Origin of the sequence: Flavobacterium sp. B183, from assembly GCF_023539155.1 — a bacterium.
Classification (GTDB): domain Bacteria; phylum Bacteroidota; class Bacteroidia; order Flavobacteriales; family Flavobacteriaceae; genus Flavobacterium; species Flavobacterium tructae.
Genome location: NZ_CP097434.1, coordinates 724,569 through 741,176, shown reverse-complemented (window position 1 = coordinate 741,176; position 16,608 = coordinate 724,569). Strand labels below are relative to the sequence as shown.

14 protein-coding genes are annotated in these 16,608 nt (G+C 36.3%); 5 read left to right on the top strand and 9 right to left on the bottom strand.

The window, feature by feature from the left end; genetic code table 11:
• Positions 1-98: 98 nt before the first annotated feature.
• The 7 genes from M4I44_RS03380 to M4I44_RS03350 form a co-directional block, all read right to left on the bottom strand.
• A complete protein-coding gene (locus M4I44_RS03380) occupies positions 99-1,853 on the bottom strand; it encodes a BatD family protein (protein ID WP_249966516.1) in 1,755 nt (584 codons plus the stop codon).
• A 120-nt stretch (positions 1,854-1,973) separates the two neighbouring features.
• Positions 1,974-2,747 (bottom strand): tetratricopeptide repeat protein, encoded by a 774-nt coding sequence (locus tag M4I44_RS03375; protein ID WP_026110087.1) that lies wholly within the window; start codon positions 2,745-2,747, stop codon positions 1,974-1,976.
• A 42-nt stretch (positions 2,748-2,789) separates the two neighbouring features.
• Complete coding sequence (locus tag M4I44_RS03370) at positions 2,790-3,824, bottom strand: VWA domain-containing protein (protein WP_017497453.1); 1,035 nt, start codon at positions 3,822-3,824, stop codon at positions 2,790-2,792.
• A gap of 153 nt (positions 3,825-3,977) precedes the next feature.
• On the bottom strand, positions 3,978-4,979 hold the full coding sequence (locus tag M4I44_RS03365; protein WP_017497454.1) for a VWA domain-containing protein: 1,002 nt from the start codon (positions 4,977-4,979) through the stop codon (positions 3,978-3,980).
• On the bottom strand, positions 4,979-6,613 hold the full coding sequence (locus M4I44_RS03360; RefSeq protein ID WP_070906411.1) for a hypothetical protein: 1,635 nt from the start codon (positions 6,611-6,613) through the stop codon (positions 4,979-4,981). Before M4I44_RS03360 ends, M4I44_RS03365 begins: the two co-directional genes overlap by 1 nt.
• 163 nt (positions 6,614-6,776) lie before the next feature.
• On the bottom strand, positions 6,777-7,640 hold the full coding sequence (locus M4I44_RS03355; protein ID WP_017497456.1) for a DUF58 domain-containing protein: 864 nt from the start codon (positions 7,638-7,640) through the stop codon (positions 6,777-6,779).
• Positions 7,641-7,720: 80 nt separating this feature from the next.
• Positions 7,721-8,725: a MoxR family ATPase gene (locus M4I44_RS03350; protein WP_017497457.1), complete on the bottom strand. Its 1,005-nt coding sequence runs from the start codon at positions 8,723-8,725 to the stop codon at positions 7,721-7,723.
• Positions 8,726-8,937: 212 nt separating this feature from the next.
• Here M4I44_RS03350 and M4I44_RS03345 point away from each other — a divergent pair, with 212 nt between their 5' ends.
• The 3 genes from M4I44_RS03345 to M4I44_RS03335 all read left to right on the top strand — a co-directional run bounded on the left by M4I44_RS03345 (position 8,938) and on the right by M4I44_RS03335 (position 12,064).
• A complete protein-coding gene (locus M4I44_RS03345) occupies positions 8,938-9,810 on the top strand; it encodes an aldo/keto reductase family oxidoreductase (RefSeq protein WP_017497459.1) in 873 nt (290 codons plus the stop codon).
• A gap of 119 nt (positions 9,811-9,929) precedes the next feature.
• A complete protein-coding gene (locus M4I44_RS03340) occupies positions 9,930-10,685 on the top strand; it encodes an SDR family NAD(P)-dependent oxidoreductase (RefSeq protein WP_249966515.1) in 756 nt (251 codons plus the stop codon).
• A 227-nt stretch (positions 10,686-10,912) separates the two neighbouring features.
• On the top strand, positions 10,913-12,064 hold the full coding sequence (locus M4I44_RS03335) for an ATP-binding protein (RefSeq protein WP_017497461.1): 1,152 nt from the start codon (positions 10,913-10,915) through the stop codon (positions 12,062-12,064).
• Positions 12,065-12,129: 65 nt separating this feature from the next.
• On the opposite strand, the gene M4I44_RS03330 is transcribed toward M4I44_RS03335, so the two are convergent.
• Positions 12,130-12,873: a DUF3298 and DUF4163 domain-containing protein gene (locus M4I44_RS03330; protein WP_249966514.1), complete on the bottom strand. Its 744-nt coding sequence runs from the start codon at positions 12,871-12,873 to the stop codon at positions 12,130-12,132.
• 105 nt (positions 12,874-12,978) lie between these two features.
• On the opposite strand from M4I44_RS03330, the gene M4I44_RS03325 reads away from it, so the two are divergent.
• Positions 12,979-14,121, top strand: a complete 1,143-nt coding sequence (locus M4I44_RS03325; RefSeq protein ID WP_017497463.1) for a cystathionine gamma-synthase — start codon at positions 12,979-12,981, stop codon at positions 14,119-14,121.
• 62 nt (positions 14,122-14,183) lie between these two features.
• Here the strand turns inward: M4I44_RS03325 and M4I44_RS03320 are convergent, their stop codons facing one another.
• Positions 14,184-14,969, bottom strand: coding sequence for a hypothetical protein (locus M4I44_RS03320; protein WP_017497672.1), 786 nt, complete (start codon positions 14,967-14,969; stop codon positions 14,184-14,186).
• Positions 14,970-15,250: 281 nt separating this feature from the next.
• Here M4I44_RS03320 and gdhA point away from each other — a divergent pair, with 281 nt between their 5' ends.
• Entirely contained in the window at positions 15,251-16,594 is a 1,344-nt protein-coding gene (gene gdhA, locus M4I44_RS03315; RefSeq protein WP_249967406.1) for an NADP-specific glutamate dehydrogenase, read from the top strand.
• The last annotated feature ends 14 nt before the right edge of the window (positions 16,595-16,608 follow it).

The following is a 16,608-nucleotide window of genomic DNA, read 5'->3' as shown; positions in this document are numbered from 1 at the left end:
AACCTGAGTGATTAGTAAAAAAGATATACTATGTTTTTCATTTTACTGTAGTTAAACCCGAGAGGTTTTTAAAACCTGTCGAGTTTGATTTTTTAAGTTTAAACGATTTGTTTCTCTAAGTCCGAAATGATCAGAACAGCTTTATCAAAATCCTGTTGGATTGATGTGCTTGATGCCGGAGCATATCTCGCAAATTCACAGTTTTCAGTCAGATTGATAAAACTTTGAACCGATTCCGGATTGGCATTTCTGGACAGCAGCAAGTCGCTAATATTATCTTTACTCATTTCTGAGGTCTCGATATGCAGTTTCGCTTTTAGGAAATTGTGCATTGCTTTTTCCAGCGCAATATAAAACAGTTCTTTGTTATTAAGTTGTTTTTTAGCTTCCGATAGATATTTTTTCGCCAGCTTATTGTTCATTTTAATACGGTTTCCGGTAACGTCGCCGTCAATTGCTTCTTTTCGTTTCTTAGCCAGAATAATGATTGGCAGAATTACGAAAGGCAGGAACAATAACGCGTAATATAAATTAGAACCGTAAAAATCATTTTTAGCGATCGAAACTAAAGTTGTTTTAGGTTTGATGTACTTAAACTGTTCTGCTTTTGCAATTGTATTTGTAGCTGCATGTGCAGGGGTATTCGCTGCAGATGGCATTGGACCGTCTAAAACGTCAATCATGATTTCCTGTGAAGTGATCGTTTTGTATGAACCTGTGCTCAAATCAAAATAAGAAAACTGCATGGGCTTGATTGCATATTTTCCTTTGTATTGCGGAATAATGGTGTATTTGTCGCTTATTTTTCCGGACATTCCTGAAAGTGACGTGGTTACTTTCTCATCGTGAACCGGATCATACATTTCTAAAGCATTAGGAACGACAGGTTTTGGCAAAGTAAACAATTTCATGTTTCCGTTTCCGGCTGCACTCACAAACAAATCAAGACTTTCTCCGCTTTTCAAGGTTGTTTTAGAAGGGGTAACCGTAAAATTAAATTTACCTACAGCGCCGCCAAAACCTTCAGGTTTGGTAGCTTCCGGTAAAGGTCGTACGTTGATTGTTTTGGCTCCGGCCGAAACCACTTTATTGTCGTCGCTTACAATCATCTGACCAAACATATCACGGCGGTTGGTAGGCAATTGTACGCCTATATCCAGTGAAAGTGGTTCAATAGTAAGTCTGCCTGATTTTTGTGGGTATAGAATGGTCTTTTTCAAGACTACATAATAACATCTTTGCCCTTGATAACTTCCCTGTTCAACAGCAAGTTGTTTGATGTCGATATTCTGATTCCAGAAGTCGTTGTATTTAGGTTTAGCCAACTCTTTGAACCCGGTTACATTGATATAGTTGAAATACAGTTTGTAAACAACAGTTATCGGTTCATTCAAATACGGATTTGTTTTTGAAATTTCGGCCACGAGGTGTAGCATTTCATCACCTGTACTTGATCCTTGAGGTCTGTCATTTGGGTCTCTTTCCTGTGCAACGGCATTAGTTACCACAATTTTTAAAGGTGCGGTTTTGTAGATCTGACCATTGTATTCAATAGCGGCTTGTTTGATTGTTACAGTCCCTTTGTGATCCGGCTGTAAGATATAGGAATAGATTTTTTGAAAAGAACTTCTTCCATTAATCCAGGATTGACTTATTTGCTGGCTTGGTCCGGCTACAATTTTAAAACCATCAAAAGAAGGCTGGTCAAAGTTGTCCCCATCAACATTCATGATGAAGTCAATACGAAGCCTTTCATTTACTCCAAGCGTATTCTTGCTTACTTTGGCTTCAAATTGAACTTGAGCCATAAGCCCCTGAAAAGTGAATAGTAATAGAATTAAATATCTTTTCATTACTTGTTTAATCTTTTTTATGTTGAATCGTTTAATTGGTAATTTGTTTAATCGTTTTTCTACAGTTTTGCTGTTTGTCCGAATTAACAGTTAAACGAATAAACGGTTAACCTAAGAATCCTACCAGTCTTTTTCTGTTTTTTTCGGGTTACCTTTTACTTTTTGGGCGTTGACTTTGTCCTGAATTTTCTTTTCTTCGTTGTTCACGGCATCCAGCAAATTCTGAACTCTTTCTTTAGATATACCTCCAGGCATTGGTTTTGGCTCCCCTTTGTTGTCTGATTTGTCATCTTTCTTAGGGTCGTTTTTACCGTCTTTTTTATCCTTGTCTTTATCGCCTTTGTCGTCTTTTTTCTGATCGTCTTTTCCGTCCTTTTTGTCTTTGTTGTCGCCGTCTTTTTTCTGATCGTCTTTTTTGTCGTTCTTTTTATCTTTATCCTTGTCTTTGTTTTTGTCGTTTTTCGGAGGATTTTCTTTTAGTTTCTGTTTGGCCAAAGCATAATTGTAACGAGTCTCATCATCGGTAGGGTCGTTACGCAAAGCTTCTTTGTAAGCTTCAACGGCCTGTGTATAATTTTTCTCTTTCATAAAAACATTCCCTAAATTGTGAAATGCCTTGTGTTTATCAGGTCTTGCTTTAGCATTTTTTATCGCTTTAGCATAAGCAAACTTAGCCTCAGAAACCTGATTCTGTTTGTATATAGTGTTTCCCAGATTATAAGGAGCAGCAGTACGTTTTGGGAATTTTGATTCTGAAATTCTGTAATTGGCTTCTGCGTCCGTAAATTTATTCTGCTTATATTCTTCATTAGCCTCGGGCAATGTCTTGTCTTTCTCCTGAGCAGAAACTGCTAAAGAAAATGTGAGTAAAATATAAAGAAGTAAATTTTTCATTCTAATTTTTTTATGTTTTGTTTCCGGTTTTATGGGAAACAATTATTTCTTTTCGTTAAATAAATTCAACTCTTTAATCCAGTTTGTTTTTCTTTCCAAAAGGAAAATGTCTAAAAACAACAACAGAAAAGCAAATCCGATGAACCACTGAAATTGCGATTGAAAATCGGCCATTTGAGTTGCTTCGAATTCTGTTTTCTGAATGTTATTTAAGGCATTCTTGATGTATTCCAGCACTTCTTTGGTATTTCCGCCGTAAACATAACCACCTTTGGTCGCTTTTGCAATATTTTTTAAATCTTCCTGATTTAATTTTGTGGTAACGGTTTGCCCGTTTTGGTCTTTTTGATAACCTCTGACTACGCCATTTTCTTTTAATGGAATGGTGCCTCCTTTTTCAGTTCCAACACCAATGGTAATAATTTTCATTCCCATTTTATTGGCTTCTTCTGCAGCAGCGGTAGCACCTTCAGAGTGGTCTTCTCCGTCAGAAATCAGAATCAGTAATTTACTGGTTTTGCTTTTTTCGTCAAAATAAGTAGAAGAAAGTCTGATGGCCTCATCCAAAGAAGTTCCTTGTGAAGAAACCATATCAGGAGTCATGCTTTGCAGGAACATTTTGGCAACACTATAATCGGAAGTAATCGGTAAAACCGGAAAGGCGCTTCCGGCATAGGCTACGATCCCGATACGGTCACTTCCTAAATTGTTGATGATTTGAGAAACCAGCTGTTTACTTTTCTCTAAACGGCTTGGTGCCACATCTTCGGCAAGCATACTTTTTGAAACGTCAACGGCAAAAACAATATCGATTCCTTCCCGTTTTACGGTTTCCATTTTAGTCCCAATCTTCGGATTTACCAATCCGATAATTAAACAGGCAAGTGCCAAAAGCAATACCGATAATTTTAGGACAGGTTTAAAAACAGAGCGTTCCGGGCTAAGTCTTTTTACCATTTCAAGATCACCAAATTCACGCTGTTTTTTCTTTTTCCAATACATATTGAAAAGAAAAATACACGCCACAATCGGGAGTAAGAATAAAAGGTATAAATATTTTTTTTCGTCTAATTCCATATAATTTCTAAAATTCCAAGAATCTAAATTCCAAATTCCAATTTTTGTTGTTGCGCTAAAAGCTATTCTTTTTTAAATTCCAATTTTAAAAATTCCTAAATTCCAATTTGTTATTTGGAATTTTATTATTGGAATTTTATAATTTTTTCAAAATTAAATGAAGCTTCTGTAAACTGTATTTCTTAATCCTACTTCCAATACTAACAAAAAGGCGGCAAGTAAAACAAATACTCGGTACTTTTCGTCGTAATCGTAGAATTTTAGTTCCTGTATTTCGGTAGTTTCGAGTTTATTGATGGCACTGTATATTTCGGCTAATCGATCGTTACTGGTAGCTCTGAAGTAAGTTCCGTCTGTTTTACGGGCGATACTTTTCATCAATTGCTCGTCGATTTCTACTTTTTGCATTTTAAACAGGAAACCTCCGTTTGGTGCATATGCGTATGGGGACGGAGCCATTCCGTTGGTCCCAATTCCAATAGTGTACACCTTTATTCCGTATTGTTTCGCAATGTCAGAAGCAGTTTCAGGCTCAATAAAACCGGCATTGTTCACTCCATCAGTCATCAAAATAATCACACGGCTTTTTGCTTTACTGTCTTTTAAACGATTTACAGCGGTTGCCAATCCCATTCCAATTCCCGTTCCGTCTTGCAGAACTGTATCGTATTTGATTCCTTTTATAGCTTCTAAGATAATGGCTTTATCACTTGTAACGGGAGTTTTGGTATAAGCTTCTGAGGCATATAAAACCAATCCGATTCTGTCGTTAGGTCTTTCTCCAACAAAATCTGCCGCCACTCTTTTTAAAGCTTCCATACGATTTGGCTTTAAATCTTTGGCAAGCATACTTCCCGAAACGTCAATTGCCATTACGATATCAATTCCTTTCGTGGTTTTGGTCTGATTGCTGATGTCTACTGTTCTTGGTCTCGCTAAGGCAATAATTAAAGAGCTTAAAGCGATAATCCTGAAAACATACAAACAAGGTTTTAATTTGGTCAATAGCGATTCGCTGTTTTTGAAACCCTGAGTTGAACTCATTTTTAAAGTCGCCGATTGCTGGTTGCGTTTCCAGAAAAACCAAGCGATCGCAATTGGGATTAACAGAAACAACCAAAAAAATTCCGGATTTAAAAAAGTTATCTTATCCATTAGTTACTCGCTTTTCTAAGTTCTACAGAATTTAATATTCTGGTTGTAATATCATTGGCATAGGTATCTCCTTCTTCGTGTAAAATCAAGATCTGTTGTAATCCCTGATCTTGTTTAAAAAGTAAAAGTTCATAATATGCTTTTGTACTTGTTTTGTCAATAGGATTGAAAACGGTCATGGTTCCGTATCCTTTTAGTCCCTGAACGCCTTCATTGGTTTGAAAATCTTCTTGTTTCACAATAATATTTTGTCCGCCCTGAGCTTCAATAACTTTCAAAGAACCTTCTAATGCTTTGGCTAAGTCAAGCTCTACAGGATTCTTAAACTTGCTGGTAGAAACGGTTACGTAGAAGTTTCCAACCATGCTTCCGTAGGCGAAAAGCTGCATTTCTTTGATTAGGGCCATGGTTTCTTTCGGAAGGACTTTTTGAGTATCCATACGTTTTAAAACTTTTGGGGTTTCAATCAGGATGCCCGGATTTCCGTACTCACTTTTTACCCATTCACCTTCTAATAATTCTTTTGAAGGATGTCCGATTACATTATCTTTTACATAGTTAAAACCTTTTGTAACGATAAAGAAGGCGGTAGTGGCAATCAGTAAAAATAAAACAGATCCTACTGAGATCGCAATACGTTTGTTGCGTTTCTTTAACAACTGAAGTTTTATCTGTTTTTGTTTTTGTGCTTCGTTCAGCAATTGATCCTCTTCTTCTGCCGGAACTTCGGTTGGAATAGCATTATCAAGTGTCAGGATTACTTTCTGAATTTTATTTCGGTCTTCTGTGATTTCAAACTCTAAGGGTTTGGATTTTGCAAATTTCACTAAATCCGCCTGGCGTAAAACACGTTCTAAGTTTTCAACGGTTTCCGGTGTTAAAGTCATCTTCTTTTTGGTAGAAGCAGTTCTGATGGCTTGAATCAATTCAGAAGTGGTGCTTTCCATTGCCGGAATATGAATTGCCTCCTCGATGTAGTTTCGGGCAATATCCGTCAATTCACTATAGTATTCTTTAATTTCTCCTTTTTGTACCAGTTCTTTCTGCTCCAGATTGTTCAATAAACTTGTCGCTTTTTCGATAGGAGTTTTGTAAACTTCCTCTTCTATCTTTTTCTTTTGATGTTTCTTAACATACCAATAAACAAACGCTCCGATGGCAAGAATTAGAATCAGAATCAAAACATAAATCCACCAGTCACCAATCGAATTGTCAGCAGCTGTAATGTCCTTGATGTCGTACATTTTTTGCTGTAACGTATCGACTTTTACATTGGCTACTTCAACGCGAATAGAATCTGTTGCGTATGGTTTCTTGTCAATTAAAATTTTAATAGACGGAATGGTATATTTTCCGGAATCAAATTGGGTTAATCCGTATTTTTTAATCAGTTCGTAAGTGTCATTTTTCTTGACAGTGTCAATAGGATAGGATTGAATAACCTCTAAAGGACCAATGTTTTTTAGTTTGGGAAAAACAACCTTAGATTTTGAACTTACAACTGTTTTAAGAGTTAGTTTAAATTCGGCACCAATTTTATTTTTTGTAGTATCAATACTTGTCTCAACTTGTTTTTGTTGCGCAAAAACAGCTGAGGAAAGTAAAAATAAAAATATGTAAAATTTTAATTTCATTTGGTTTTTGATTTCAGATTTTGGTCTAAAATGAATGCTTAAAAATGGAACACGGATGACACAGATTTAAACGGATTTTTTATCTAAAGATTCTATAATTCGTATAGTCTAACAGTCTGACAATCTAAGAAGTCTAATATTCTAAGAAGTCTGACAATCTAAATTATCTTGATTTGAAATAACCTAATAATTTGGTCACGTAATTTTCGTCGACTCTTGTATTTACGACACCAGCTCCGGATTTACTAAAAATATCCTTGAAATAATTTACTCTGTCCTGATAGTGTTTTTCGTAATTCAGTCGTACTGTTTTTGAGCCGGTATTTACCAATTGAATTTTCCCTGTTTCAGCATCCAGCATACTTACCATTCCTAAATTCGGAATTTTTTCCTCACGGATATCGTACACACGAACACCGGTGATATCATGTTTTTTAGAAGCAATTTTTAAAGTCTGCTCATAATTTTCGGCCATGAAATCGGAAATCATAAAAACGATTGCTTTCTTTTTTTGTGTTCCGGACAGGAATTTCAAAGCTTGCGAAATATCGGTTTTGTGACTCTTTGGTTCAAATTCAATTAACTCACGAATGATTCGGAGTACATGAGAACGTCCTTTTTTTGGGGGAATATACAACTCTACATTGTCAGAGAATAATATTAAACCAATTTTATCATTATTTTGTGTAGCCGAAAAAGCCATCGTTGCCGCAATTTCGGTGACGATGTCTTTTTTAAACTGACTTTTTGAGCCAAAACCTTCAGAGCCCGAGATGTCTACCATTAAAACCATGGTTAGCTCACGCTCTTCTTCAAAAACTTTTACGTGAGCTTCGTTGTAGCGCGCCGTTACATTCCAATCGATGTTACGAATATCATCGCCATATTGGTATTGGCGTACTTCACTAAAAGTCATTCCTCGTCCTTTAAAGGAAGAGTGGTATTCTCCCGAAAAGATATGATTACTCAGTCTTTTGGTTTTGATTTCTATTTTCCGTACTTTTTTTAAAAGCTCTTTTGTATCCATTTTATTTGTTTAAAGTTTAAAGTTTAAAAGTTTCAAGTTAGTCTTGCAACAACCTGAAACCTGAAACTTGAAACAAATTTTTAAGGTACCTCAATCTCGTTTACGATTTTGTTGATAATGTCTACAGAAGTAATGTTTTCGGCTTCAGCCTCATAAGTGATACCAACTCTGTGACGCAGAACATCGTGTACAACTGCACGAACATCTTCAGGAATTACATAACCACGACGTTTGATGAAAGCATAACATTTTGCTGCGTTAGCTAAATTGATACTTCCACGTGGTGATGCTCCAAAGCTGATAAGAGGTTTTAAGTCGGCAAGCTTGTATTTTTCCGGATAACGGGTAGCAAAGATGATATCTAAGATGTATTTTTCTATTTTTTCGTCCATGTAAACTTCACGAACAGCTTCTTGCGCACGCAAGATTTGCTCTACAGAAACTACAGGATTTACTTTTTCGTAACTTCCTTTTAAGTTTTGACGAATTACGAAACGCTCTTCGTCAATTTTTGGATAATCAATTACAGTTTTAAGCATAAAACGATCGACCTGCGCTTCAGGAAGCTGGTAAGTTCCTTCCTGCTCCACCGGGTTTTGGGTAGCAAGTACTAAAAACGGACGATCTAATTTGAAAGTGGTGTCGCCAATGGTAACCTGCTTTTCCTGCATGGCCTCTAAAAGTGCCGATTGTACTTTCGCCGGAGCACGGTTAATCTCATCGGCAAGAACGAAATTAGCGAAGATTGGCCCTTTTTTAATGGAGAATTCGTTGGCTTTGATGTTGTAAATCATTGTTCCAATAACATCGGCAGGTAATAAGTCAGGAGTAAACTGGATACGGCTGAACGATCCCTGAACTGCTTGCGACAAAGTATTAATCGCTAAAGTTTTGGCTAATCCCGGAACACCTTCAAGCAAAATGTGCCCTTGTCCTAAAAGTCCGATTAGTAAACGCTCGACCATATGTTTTTGGCCCACAATAACTTTGTTCATTTCCATTGTAAGAAGGTCTATAAAAGCACTTTCTCTTTCAATTTTCTCATTTATCGCTCTAATGTCTAAAGTCGTTGTATTTTCTTCCATATAAATATTTTTAAAACCTTGATTTTTATGCCTAACTTTTGAGAGTGCAAATTGAATATTTTTTGAGAAGTAAGATGTTAAAAAATGGTTAAAACTTCGACCAAAGACCTAATTTTAAGGACGAATTGGGAATCTATTTTTATATTTTTAAGAACTTTGGTGATTATGCTTCAGAAAAGCATATTTATTACCAAAAATAACGCAATAAAACCATGAGTAAAACAACATTATCGCCTATTATTTCGGGCACTATGAATTGGGGTGTATGGGATAAAAACCTAACGCTTAAAGAAATGGAAAACATGATACAGATCTGTATCGAAAACAAAATTACTACTTTTGATCACGCTGATATTTACGGAGCTTATACTACTGAAGCTGATTTTGGAAAAGCATTTCAGGCCAGTAAAATTTCACGTGAAAAATTACAATTAATCACCAAATGCGGTATTCAGATGATTGCCGAAAGCCGCAAAAATACAATCAAACATTACGACTACTCTAAAGAATATATTGTGTGGTCTGTTGAAGAGTCACTAAAGAAACTAAAAACAGATTATGTGGACGTTTTTTTACTGCACAGACCTAGTCCGTTGATGCAGGCCGATGAAATTGCGGAAGCTGTTGAAAAGTTAAAATCAGAAGGGAAAATTATTGATTTCGGACTTTCGAATTTTACGAGCTCTCAAACCGAATTGATTCGTCAGAAAACCGAAGTGAGCTATAACCAGGTGCAATTTTCGGCAACGAATTTCGAACCGATGGTTGACGGAAGTTTCGATTATATGCAAACTCATGGGATTCGTCCGTTGTCATGGAATCCGCTTGGAACGGTTTTTAGAGAAGACACTAAAAAAACACGTCGTTTGAAAAAGCTGTTTTCGGATTTAGTGAAGAAATACGGATTTGGTTCGGATACCCTTTTACTGGCCTGGATTTTAAAACATCCTGCTAAGGTAATTCCGATTGCGGGAACTGTTAATATTGCCAGAATTCAGTCGTTGATGAAAGCAGTAGAATTGGAAATGGATAAAGAAGACTGGTTTGCGATCTGGACAGAAAGCATGGGCGACGATGTTGCTTAAGTTTTTAAGTGTTCCGTATTCAGATTTGAGTATTCAGGGAAAATGCTAAAAATATTTTGCCACAGATTAACGGATTAGAGATGATTGATTAATCTGTGGCAAAAAAATAAAAATATACAATGAAAAAGACAGTTTTAATTACTGGAGCCACAAGCGGAATTGGAAAAGCAACCGCACAAATACTGGCCAAAAACAATTTTAAAGTGATCCTTTGCGGAAGACGTATCGACCGTCTAAGCGAACTTGAAAAAGAACTTTCTGAGTTTACAACAGTACATTCTTTAGCATTTGATGTTCGGGATAAAAAGGATGTTCTTGAAAAAATTGCTTCTCTTCCTGCATCCTTTTCAGATATTGATGTTTTGATTAATAATGCCGGAAATGCTCATGGTTTAGACCCGATTCAAACCGGTGATTTAGACGATTGGGATGCTATGATTGACATCAATGTAAAAGGACTTTTGTATGTTTCAAAAGCGGTGATTCCGAAAATGACAGCCAAAAAATCAGGTCATATTATAAACATTGGTTCAACAGCTGCAAAAGAAGTATATCCGAACGGAAATGTGTATTGCGGAAGTAAACATGCCGTTGATGCCATCACTGCCGGAATGCGAATCGACTTAAATCCTTTCGGAATTAGAGTTGGAGGAATTCATCCCGGTATGGTCGCAACCGAATTTAGTGAAGTACGTTTTAAAGGAGATACTGAGAGAGCTTCAAATGTATACAAAGGTTTCGATCCGCTACAAGCAGAAGATATTGCAGATATTATTCATTTTGTAGTTTCAAGACCGTATCACGTTAATATTGCTGATTTAGTGGTCATGAGTACGGCACAAGCCTCGTCGACAATTGTTAAGAGAGATTCTTAGATTGTTGGATTCTTAGATCTTTAGATTAACGTAGACTTCTCAGGTTTTTTAAACACTTAGTCAGTAATCTTAAAATAGAGTTGACGAACTTCTTAAATTTTTAGATTAATTTAGTGGTCTGAGAAGTTTAGCAATTTCGGCTTCTAAGATTGTTGGATTTTTAGATCTTTAGACTAAGCAATTATCCAACAATCTAAAAATCGGATAATCTAATAATCTAAAAAAAAATGATCAACAAACGCCTTTTGATAAAAAACCTGCTCGCTCATAACGACGAGAGCAGTTTTTATGATAAGAAAAGGCAACTGAATCTGCATTCGCGGGAAGGAAAAGGGAAATTCCTGAAACATATCTGTGCCTTATCCAATTCAAACCCGACCAATAATTCTTATATCGTGGTGGGGGTGGAAGATCACGACAACGAGATTGTTGGAGATGATTTTTTTGATGATAGTCGAATTCAGAATCTCGTGAATGCCTTTTTAGAAAATCCGCCTAAAATTCAATACGAGAATGTACCATTTCCCAATCTTCCAAAAGATAAAGTAATAGGATTGGTGACCATTAAACCCAAAAGTAAAATCTCATATTTTAAAAAAGGAATTCATACCATTCTTGCCAATAGTGTTTTTATGCGGCGCGGAAGTAATTCTGTTCCTGTTGAAGGCGAGGTAGAAAAGAACTATCAAAATACAGAAACGGTCATCGGGATCGAAAACAGCTCAAGAAACAGTATTCAGTACACACTTGACGGGGTAATTGATTTTATGAATTTCAGACACAAAGACATGTCGCCTAAGTACCATGTTTTTAAAGAATTATTTGTGATCTGCTGGGCGGGAGTTCCTAAAAAATCAAGAGATAAAACCTTCTTATCCCGCGTTGATATTGAGTTGATAAACGAACAGATTAAGCTTTTTTATTCTGCTCAGGATGTGGTTACGATTGTTTATGATGAAGATAGTTTTACCATAACAGAATATGTTCCGTTGGGGTTAAATGACAAGACCAGTTATTATCCGTTGGAGAAGCAAACCATTCATTTTTTTGACAACGGTTATTATAAAATTGAAAATGAAATGCTTTTTCAGCCCCCGGAATTCAATCGGAAAATGTTGTACCATATTTACAATTCAAATATCGCACTACTCCAAAAACTTCAGAAAGGCATCGCTTTGTCAGAGCGTGAATTAAAAGATCTGGAAAATCTTCCTTCTACTTTTATGATCTGTCATCTGAATGGTTTTGAAGATGCCAAACAAAAATTGATTGATGCCAAACTGCTTTTAAAGCCTTTTGGGAATATTTACCTGTCCTTTAAAGAGGCGCTTCGAGTTTTGCGTAAGATGAAATACGATGTTCAGGAAGGGGCTAAATAGAGGTTCTGAGTTGCTAAGGTTCTGAGATTCTAAGGTTTTTTAGGTTATGCGGCTTTGGCTTAAAATTATTGGTACTTTAAATACTTGCGGACTTCATCATACGGAAACAATAGCTCTTTAGGCCCGTCGGCATAAGAAGCGGCTTCGTAGGAGTTGTAATATAAGAGCAATCCGTCTTTCGTATAAAAAATGTTCTGTGGCAGATGGAATTTGTCATTTTCAAACATTAGACCAGTTGCATTGATATTTGATTTTTCAGGGATTTTATATTTTTTGCGGAATTCTTTTTCGGCATAAGCCATAAATTCTTTTTCGTTTTTAAAGATCTGATCGATGAAAATTGTTTTTCCGGTTTTGGAATGAAACAGTAAGGAGCGATATCCCTGATAACCGTGTGCACCTCCGGTAAAAGTATAATGATCAATTTTAATATTGATAATCTCATCAGATTCAAATTCGACATTCCCTTTTACGGTCGCTTCCCATCCGAAAGTTTCTGTTGGGAATTTTTTGTGCATTTCTTCATAAGAAGCTATAAAAGAGGCTGCCAAAGATTTGTATTCGTTCGCTTTTTTGGGATCTTCTTCAAAATAGACGATCTCTTTTATCACAGAGAAAACTTTTTTATTAATACTGTCGGCAACAACAGGAATATTTTTTGCAATAGGAACGTCGATCGTTATTTTGGGGCAGTCCTTTTCGCAGGGGATTGTAGATTCTTTTTCAAATGACTCATTTTCAAATGAAAGTTCTTTGCTGCAGCTTACAAACGTTAAAAGCAAAAAGAGTATAAAAGGATAATGTTTCATGTCAAAAAGTGTTAATTATATACAAAGGTAAGAAGTTGTGTCAGGATTAAAATAAATTAAACGGTAAATTTGTAGCAGAATTAAGGATTTAAAATTTATAAACATATGAAATTCAATACTAAAGTAATACATGGGGGTCAGCATCATGATCCGGCTACAGGAGCAGTTATGCCTCCGGTGTATCAAACTTCAACTTTTATACAAACCAGTCCGGGTAAGCCTTTAGCGGATTATGAGTATAGTCGTGCTTCAAACCCAACGCGTACAGCTTTAGAAAATGCTTTGGCCAGTATTGAAAATGGTACTCGTGGATTGGCTTTTTCATCAGGCTTGGCAGCAACTGATTGTATTTTGAGATCGTTTAAAGCCGGTGATGAGATTATCGCAATGGATGACTTGTATGGAGGAACGTACAGAATGTTCTCCAGAATATATAAAGATTCAGGAATTAAGTTTCACTTTGTGGATATGACAGATATCGAAAAACTGAAATCATTAATCAATGAAAATACGAAACTGATCTGGGTGGAGACGCCAACTAATCCGTTGATGAAATTAGCAGACATTCAGGAAGTAGCCAAAATTACGAAAGCCAATAATATTTTATTTGCTGTCGATAATACATTTGCTACTCCTTACTTGCAAAAACCTCTTGATTTGGGTGCTGATATCGTAATGCACTCTGCAACAAAATATTTAGGAGGACACTCAGATGTAATTGCGGGTGCTTTAATTGTAAAAGATGAAGCTTTAGGAGATCAGCTGCATTTTCAGCAATTTGCGACCGGAGCGACATTAGGGCCAATGGACAGTTTCCTGGTTTTAAGAGGCATCAAAACACTTTCGTTAAGAGTACAGAGACATTGTGAAAACGGAGAAAAAGTGGTTCAATATTTAAGTAAGCACCCTAAGATCGATACGGTTTATTATCCAGGCTTAGAGAGCCATCCTTTTCATGAAATTGCCAAAAAGCAAATGAAAGCTTTTGGAGGAATGGTATCTTTTACTTTTAAATCAGGGAAAAAAGAAGATTCGATTGCCTTTTTAGAGAAGCTGAAAGTTTTTACTTTGGCGGAGTCTTTAGGTGGAGTTGAATCTTTGGCCAATCATCCGGCTTTGATGACACACGCATCGATCCCGGCAGATAAAAGAGCCGAAGTGGGTATTACCGATGACCTAGTTCGATTGAGCGTTGGTATTGAAGATGCCGAAGACTTAATTGCCGACTTAGAGCAGGCTTTAGCATAAAAAAAGCATAAAAAAATCCCAAATTCCAATTTGTATTATTTTGGAATTTGGGATTTATAAAATTATAAGTATTGAATATATCCTATATTAAACCAAATCTGAGCGTCGTTTGATTTATTTTCTTTGTAAATTTTCTTATTCGGATTTAGACCGTCTACCCAGTCGGAGCTAAAAGCCTGAAAACGACCTTCAAGCATTAAATCGCTCATTTCATTTAATTTATAATGAACACCTATTCCGGCAGTACCCGACAAAACAATGCCATTTTCACTCGAAAAGCCATATTGTCGACCATCTGAAGGAGTCTGGTACTTAGGAAATGTAGCTTCGGGACTTCCCAACTTGCCAAGACTCGAACTAACTTCTGTAGTATAATAACTTACCAAGAAACCTAAACTGACATAAGGACTGAAAGCACCTACGGAATTTTCATAATAATGTATTTTCAGGGGAGAAAACTCCAGTTGGGATCCAAGACTTATTACAGTCGATTTTCCTTGCATGGCTTTAAGTTGTCTAACGCCTAGTGTTTCAGGTTTTTTCTCGATCCATTTTCCAAAATGATTCAGTTTGGTACTATTGAATGAAAGTTCTGTTCTCACTTTGAAATGTTCCGAAAAGAATCGTTCTCTGTTACTGTTGGTGGAAAAATTGATAAAGTGAACCAATCCAACTCCAAATCCTGTATTTCCAAGATTAGTGTCCAGGTCGTTTCTTTCTCCAAAATCAGACTGAAAAGTTACAGGGCCGAATATTAAACCAACTTCGTGAGCCAGTCTTGATTGTGCGGTTGATACTGTTGAGATGCCCAGAAAGGCAAATAACGTGAGTATTATAGGTTTGAGCATAGGTTTGGGCTTTCAAATCCCGGCAAATATATAAAAAGAGGAGGAACTAAGAAGTATAAAGAGCTGTATTGATGAATATTTATTAAAAATATTAAAATATTAGATATATCGGTAGTAATTTACTTTAAAAAGCAAAACCTAAAATATCTTTTTTCTTGATTTAGTGGATAATGAATAAAAGTTTAAGAGAATCGTAAAAAAATATTCAATAAATGTCATTTTCGATTACCTTTGTCGTAAATAACGAAAACGTTTTCTTAAATGTTAATAATCTAATAATCATGTCACAAAGTATTACCGCTTTTATGGATTCGGTTAGTCAAAAAAACCCGAATGAATCAGAGTTTTTACAAGCAGTTTTAGAAGTTGCCGAAACGGTAATTCCTTTTATTGAAGAAAATAAAAAATACCAGAACAAAATGCTTTTAGAGCGTATGGTAGAGCCTGAACGTGTTATCTTGTTTAGAGTGAACTGGTTAAATGACAAAGGAGAAATCCAGGTTAATAAAGGATATCGTATCCAGATGAACTCAGCAATCGGACCTTACAAAGGTGGTTTGCGTTTTCATCCTTCTGTTAACTTAAGTATTTTGAAGTTTTTGGCTTTCGAGCAGACTTTCAAAAATAGTTTAACAACATTGCCAATGGGTGGTGGTAAAGGAGGATCTGATTTTGATCCAAAAGGAAAATCAGATAATGAAATCATGAAATTCTGTCAAAGTTTTATGACGGAACTTTCAAAACATATCGGAGCTGATACTGACGTTCCTGCCGGAGATATCGGAGTAGGTGGTAGAGAAGTAGGATATATGTTTGGTCAATACAAAAGATTAAGAAATGAATTCACCGGAGTTTTAACTGGGAAAGGAATTTCTTTCGGAGGATCATTAATTCGTCCTGAGGCTACAGGTTACGGAGCAGTTTATTTTGCTCAAAGTATGTTGGCAACTAAAGGAGATGACTTTAAAGGGAAAGTTGTTGCTGTTTCAGGTTCTGGAAACGTAGCACAGTACGCAACTGAAAAAGCAACTCAATTAGGAGCAAAAGTAGTTACATTGTCAGATTCTGCAGGATATATTTATGATGCAGACGGAATCGATGCTGAAAAATTAGCTTTCGTAATGGAGCTGAAAAATGAGCTTAGAGGAAGAATTAGTGAGTATGTGGCGAAATATCCAAATGCGAAATATGTAGAAGGAAAACGTCCATGGGAAGTTAAATGTGATGTAGCATTACCATGTGCAACTCAAAACGAATTGAATGGTGATGAAGCTAAGGTTTTAGTTGCTAACGGTTGTATTGCTGTTGCAGAAGGAGCAAATATGCCATCTACACCAGAGGCAGTTACTGTTTTCCTTGATGCTAAAATTTTATTCGCTCCAGGAAAAGCTTCTAATGCTGGTGGTGTTGCAACTTCAGGTCTTGAAATGTCGCAAAACTCATTGCGTTTAAGCTGGTCTTCTGAAGAAGTTGACGAAAGATTAAAAGGAATCATGTTAGCAATTCATGCTTCATGTGTAAAATACGGTTCGGATAAATCAGGTTATGTTGACTACGTAAAAGGAGCTAACATTGCAGGATTTGTTAAAGTTGCCGATGCTATGCTTGCTCAGGGTGTAGTATAATTTTTTAGTTATAG

Excerpts from the sequence above, each read along its gene's own strand:
- M4I44_RS03350 (WP_017497457.1), bottom strand. The coding sequence starts at position 8,725 with ATGGAAGAAAATACAACGACTTTAGACATTAGAGCGATAAATGAGAAA.
- M4I44_RS03345 (WP_017497459.1), top strand. The coding sequence starts at position 8,938 with ATGAGTAAAACAACATTATCGCCTATTATTTCGGGCACTATGAATTGG.
- M4I44_RS03340 (WP_249966515.1), top strand. The coding sequence starts at position 9,930 with ATGAAAAAGACAGTTTTAATTACTGGAGCCACAAGCGGAATTGGAAAA.
- M4I44_RS03380 (WP_249966516.1), bottom strand. The coding sequence starts at position 1,853 with ATGAAAAGATATTTAATTCTATTACTATTCACTTTTCAGGGGCTTATG.
- M4I44_RS03335 (WP_017497461.1), top strand. The coding sequence starts at position 10,913 with ATGATCAACAAACGCCTTTTGATAAAAAACCTGCTCGCTCATAACGAC.
- M4I44_RS03330 (WP_249966514.1), bottom strand. The coding sequence starts at position 12,873 with ATGAAACATTATCCTTTTATACTCTTTTTGCTTTTAACGTTTGTAAGC.
- M4I44_RS03355 (WP_017497456.1), bottom strand. The coding sequence starts at position 7,640 with ATGGATACAAAAGAGCTTTTAAAAAAAGTACGGAAAATAGAAATCAAA.
- M4I44_RS03375 (WP_026110087.1), bottom strand. The coding sequence starts at position 2,747 with ATGAAAAATTTACTTCTTTATATTTTACTCACATTTTCTTTAGCAGTT.
- gdhA (WP_249967406.1), top strand. The coding sequence starts at position 15,251 with ATGTCACAAAGTATTACCGCTTTTATGGATTCGGTTAGTCAAAAAAAC.
- M4I44_RS03370 (WP_017497453.1), bottom strand. The coding sequence starts at position 3,824 with ATGGAATTAGACGAAAAAAAATATTTATACCTTTTATTCTTACTCCCG.
- M4I44_RS03360 (WP_070906411.1), bottom strand. The coding sequence starts at position 6,613 with ATGAAATTAAAATTTTACATATTTTTATTTTTACTTTCCTCAGCTGTT.
- M4I44_RS03320 (WP_017497672.1), bottom strand. The coding sequence starts at position 14,969 with ATGCTCAAACCTATAATACTCACGTTATTTGCCTTTCTGGGCATCTCA.
- M4I44_RS03365 (WP_017497454.1), bottom strand. The coding sequence starts at position 4,979 with ATGGATAAGATAACTTTTTTAAATCCGGAATTTTTTTGGTTGTTTCTG.
- M4I44_RS03325 (WP_017497463.1), top strand. The coding sequence starts at position 12,979 with ATGAAATTCAATACTAAAGTAATACATGGGGGTCAGCATCATGATCCG.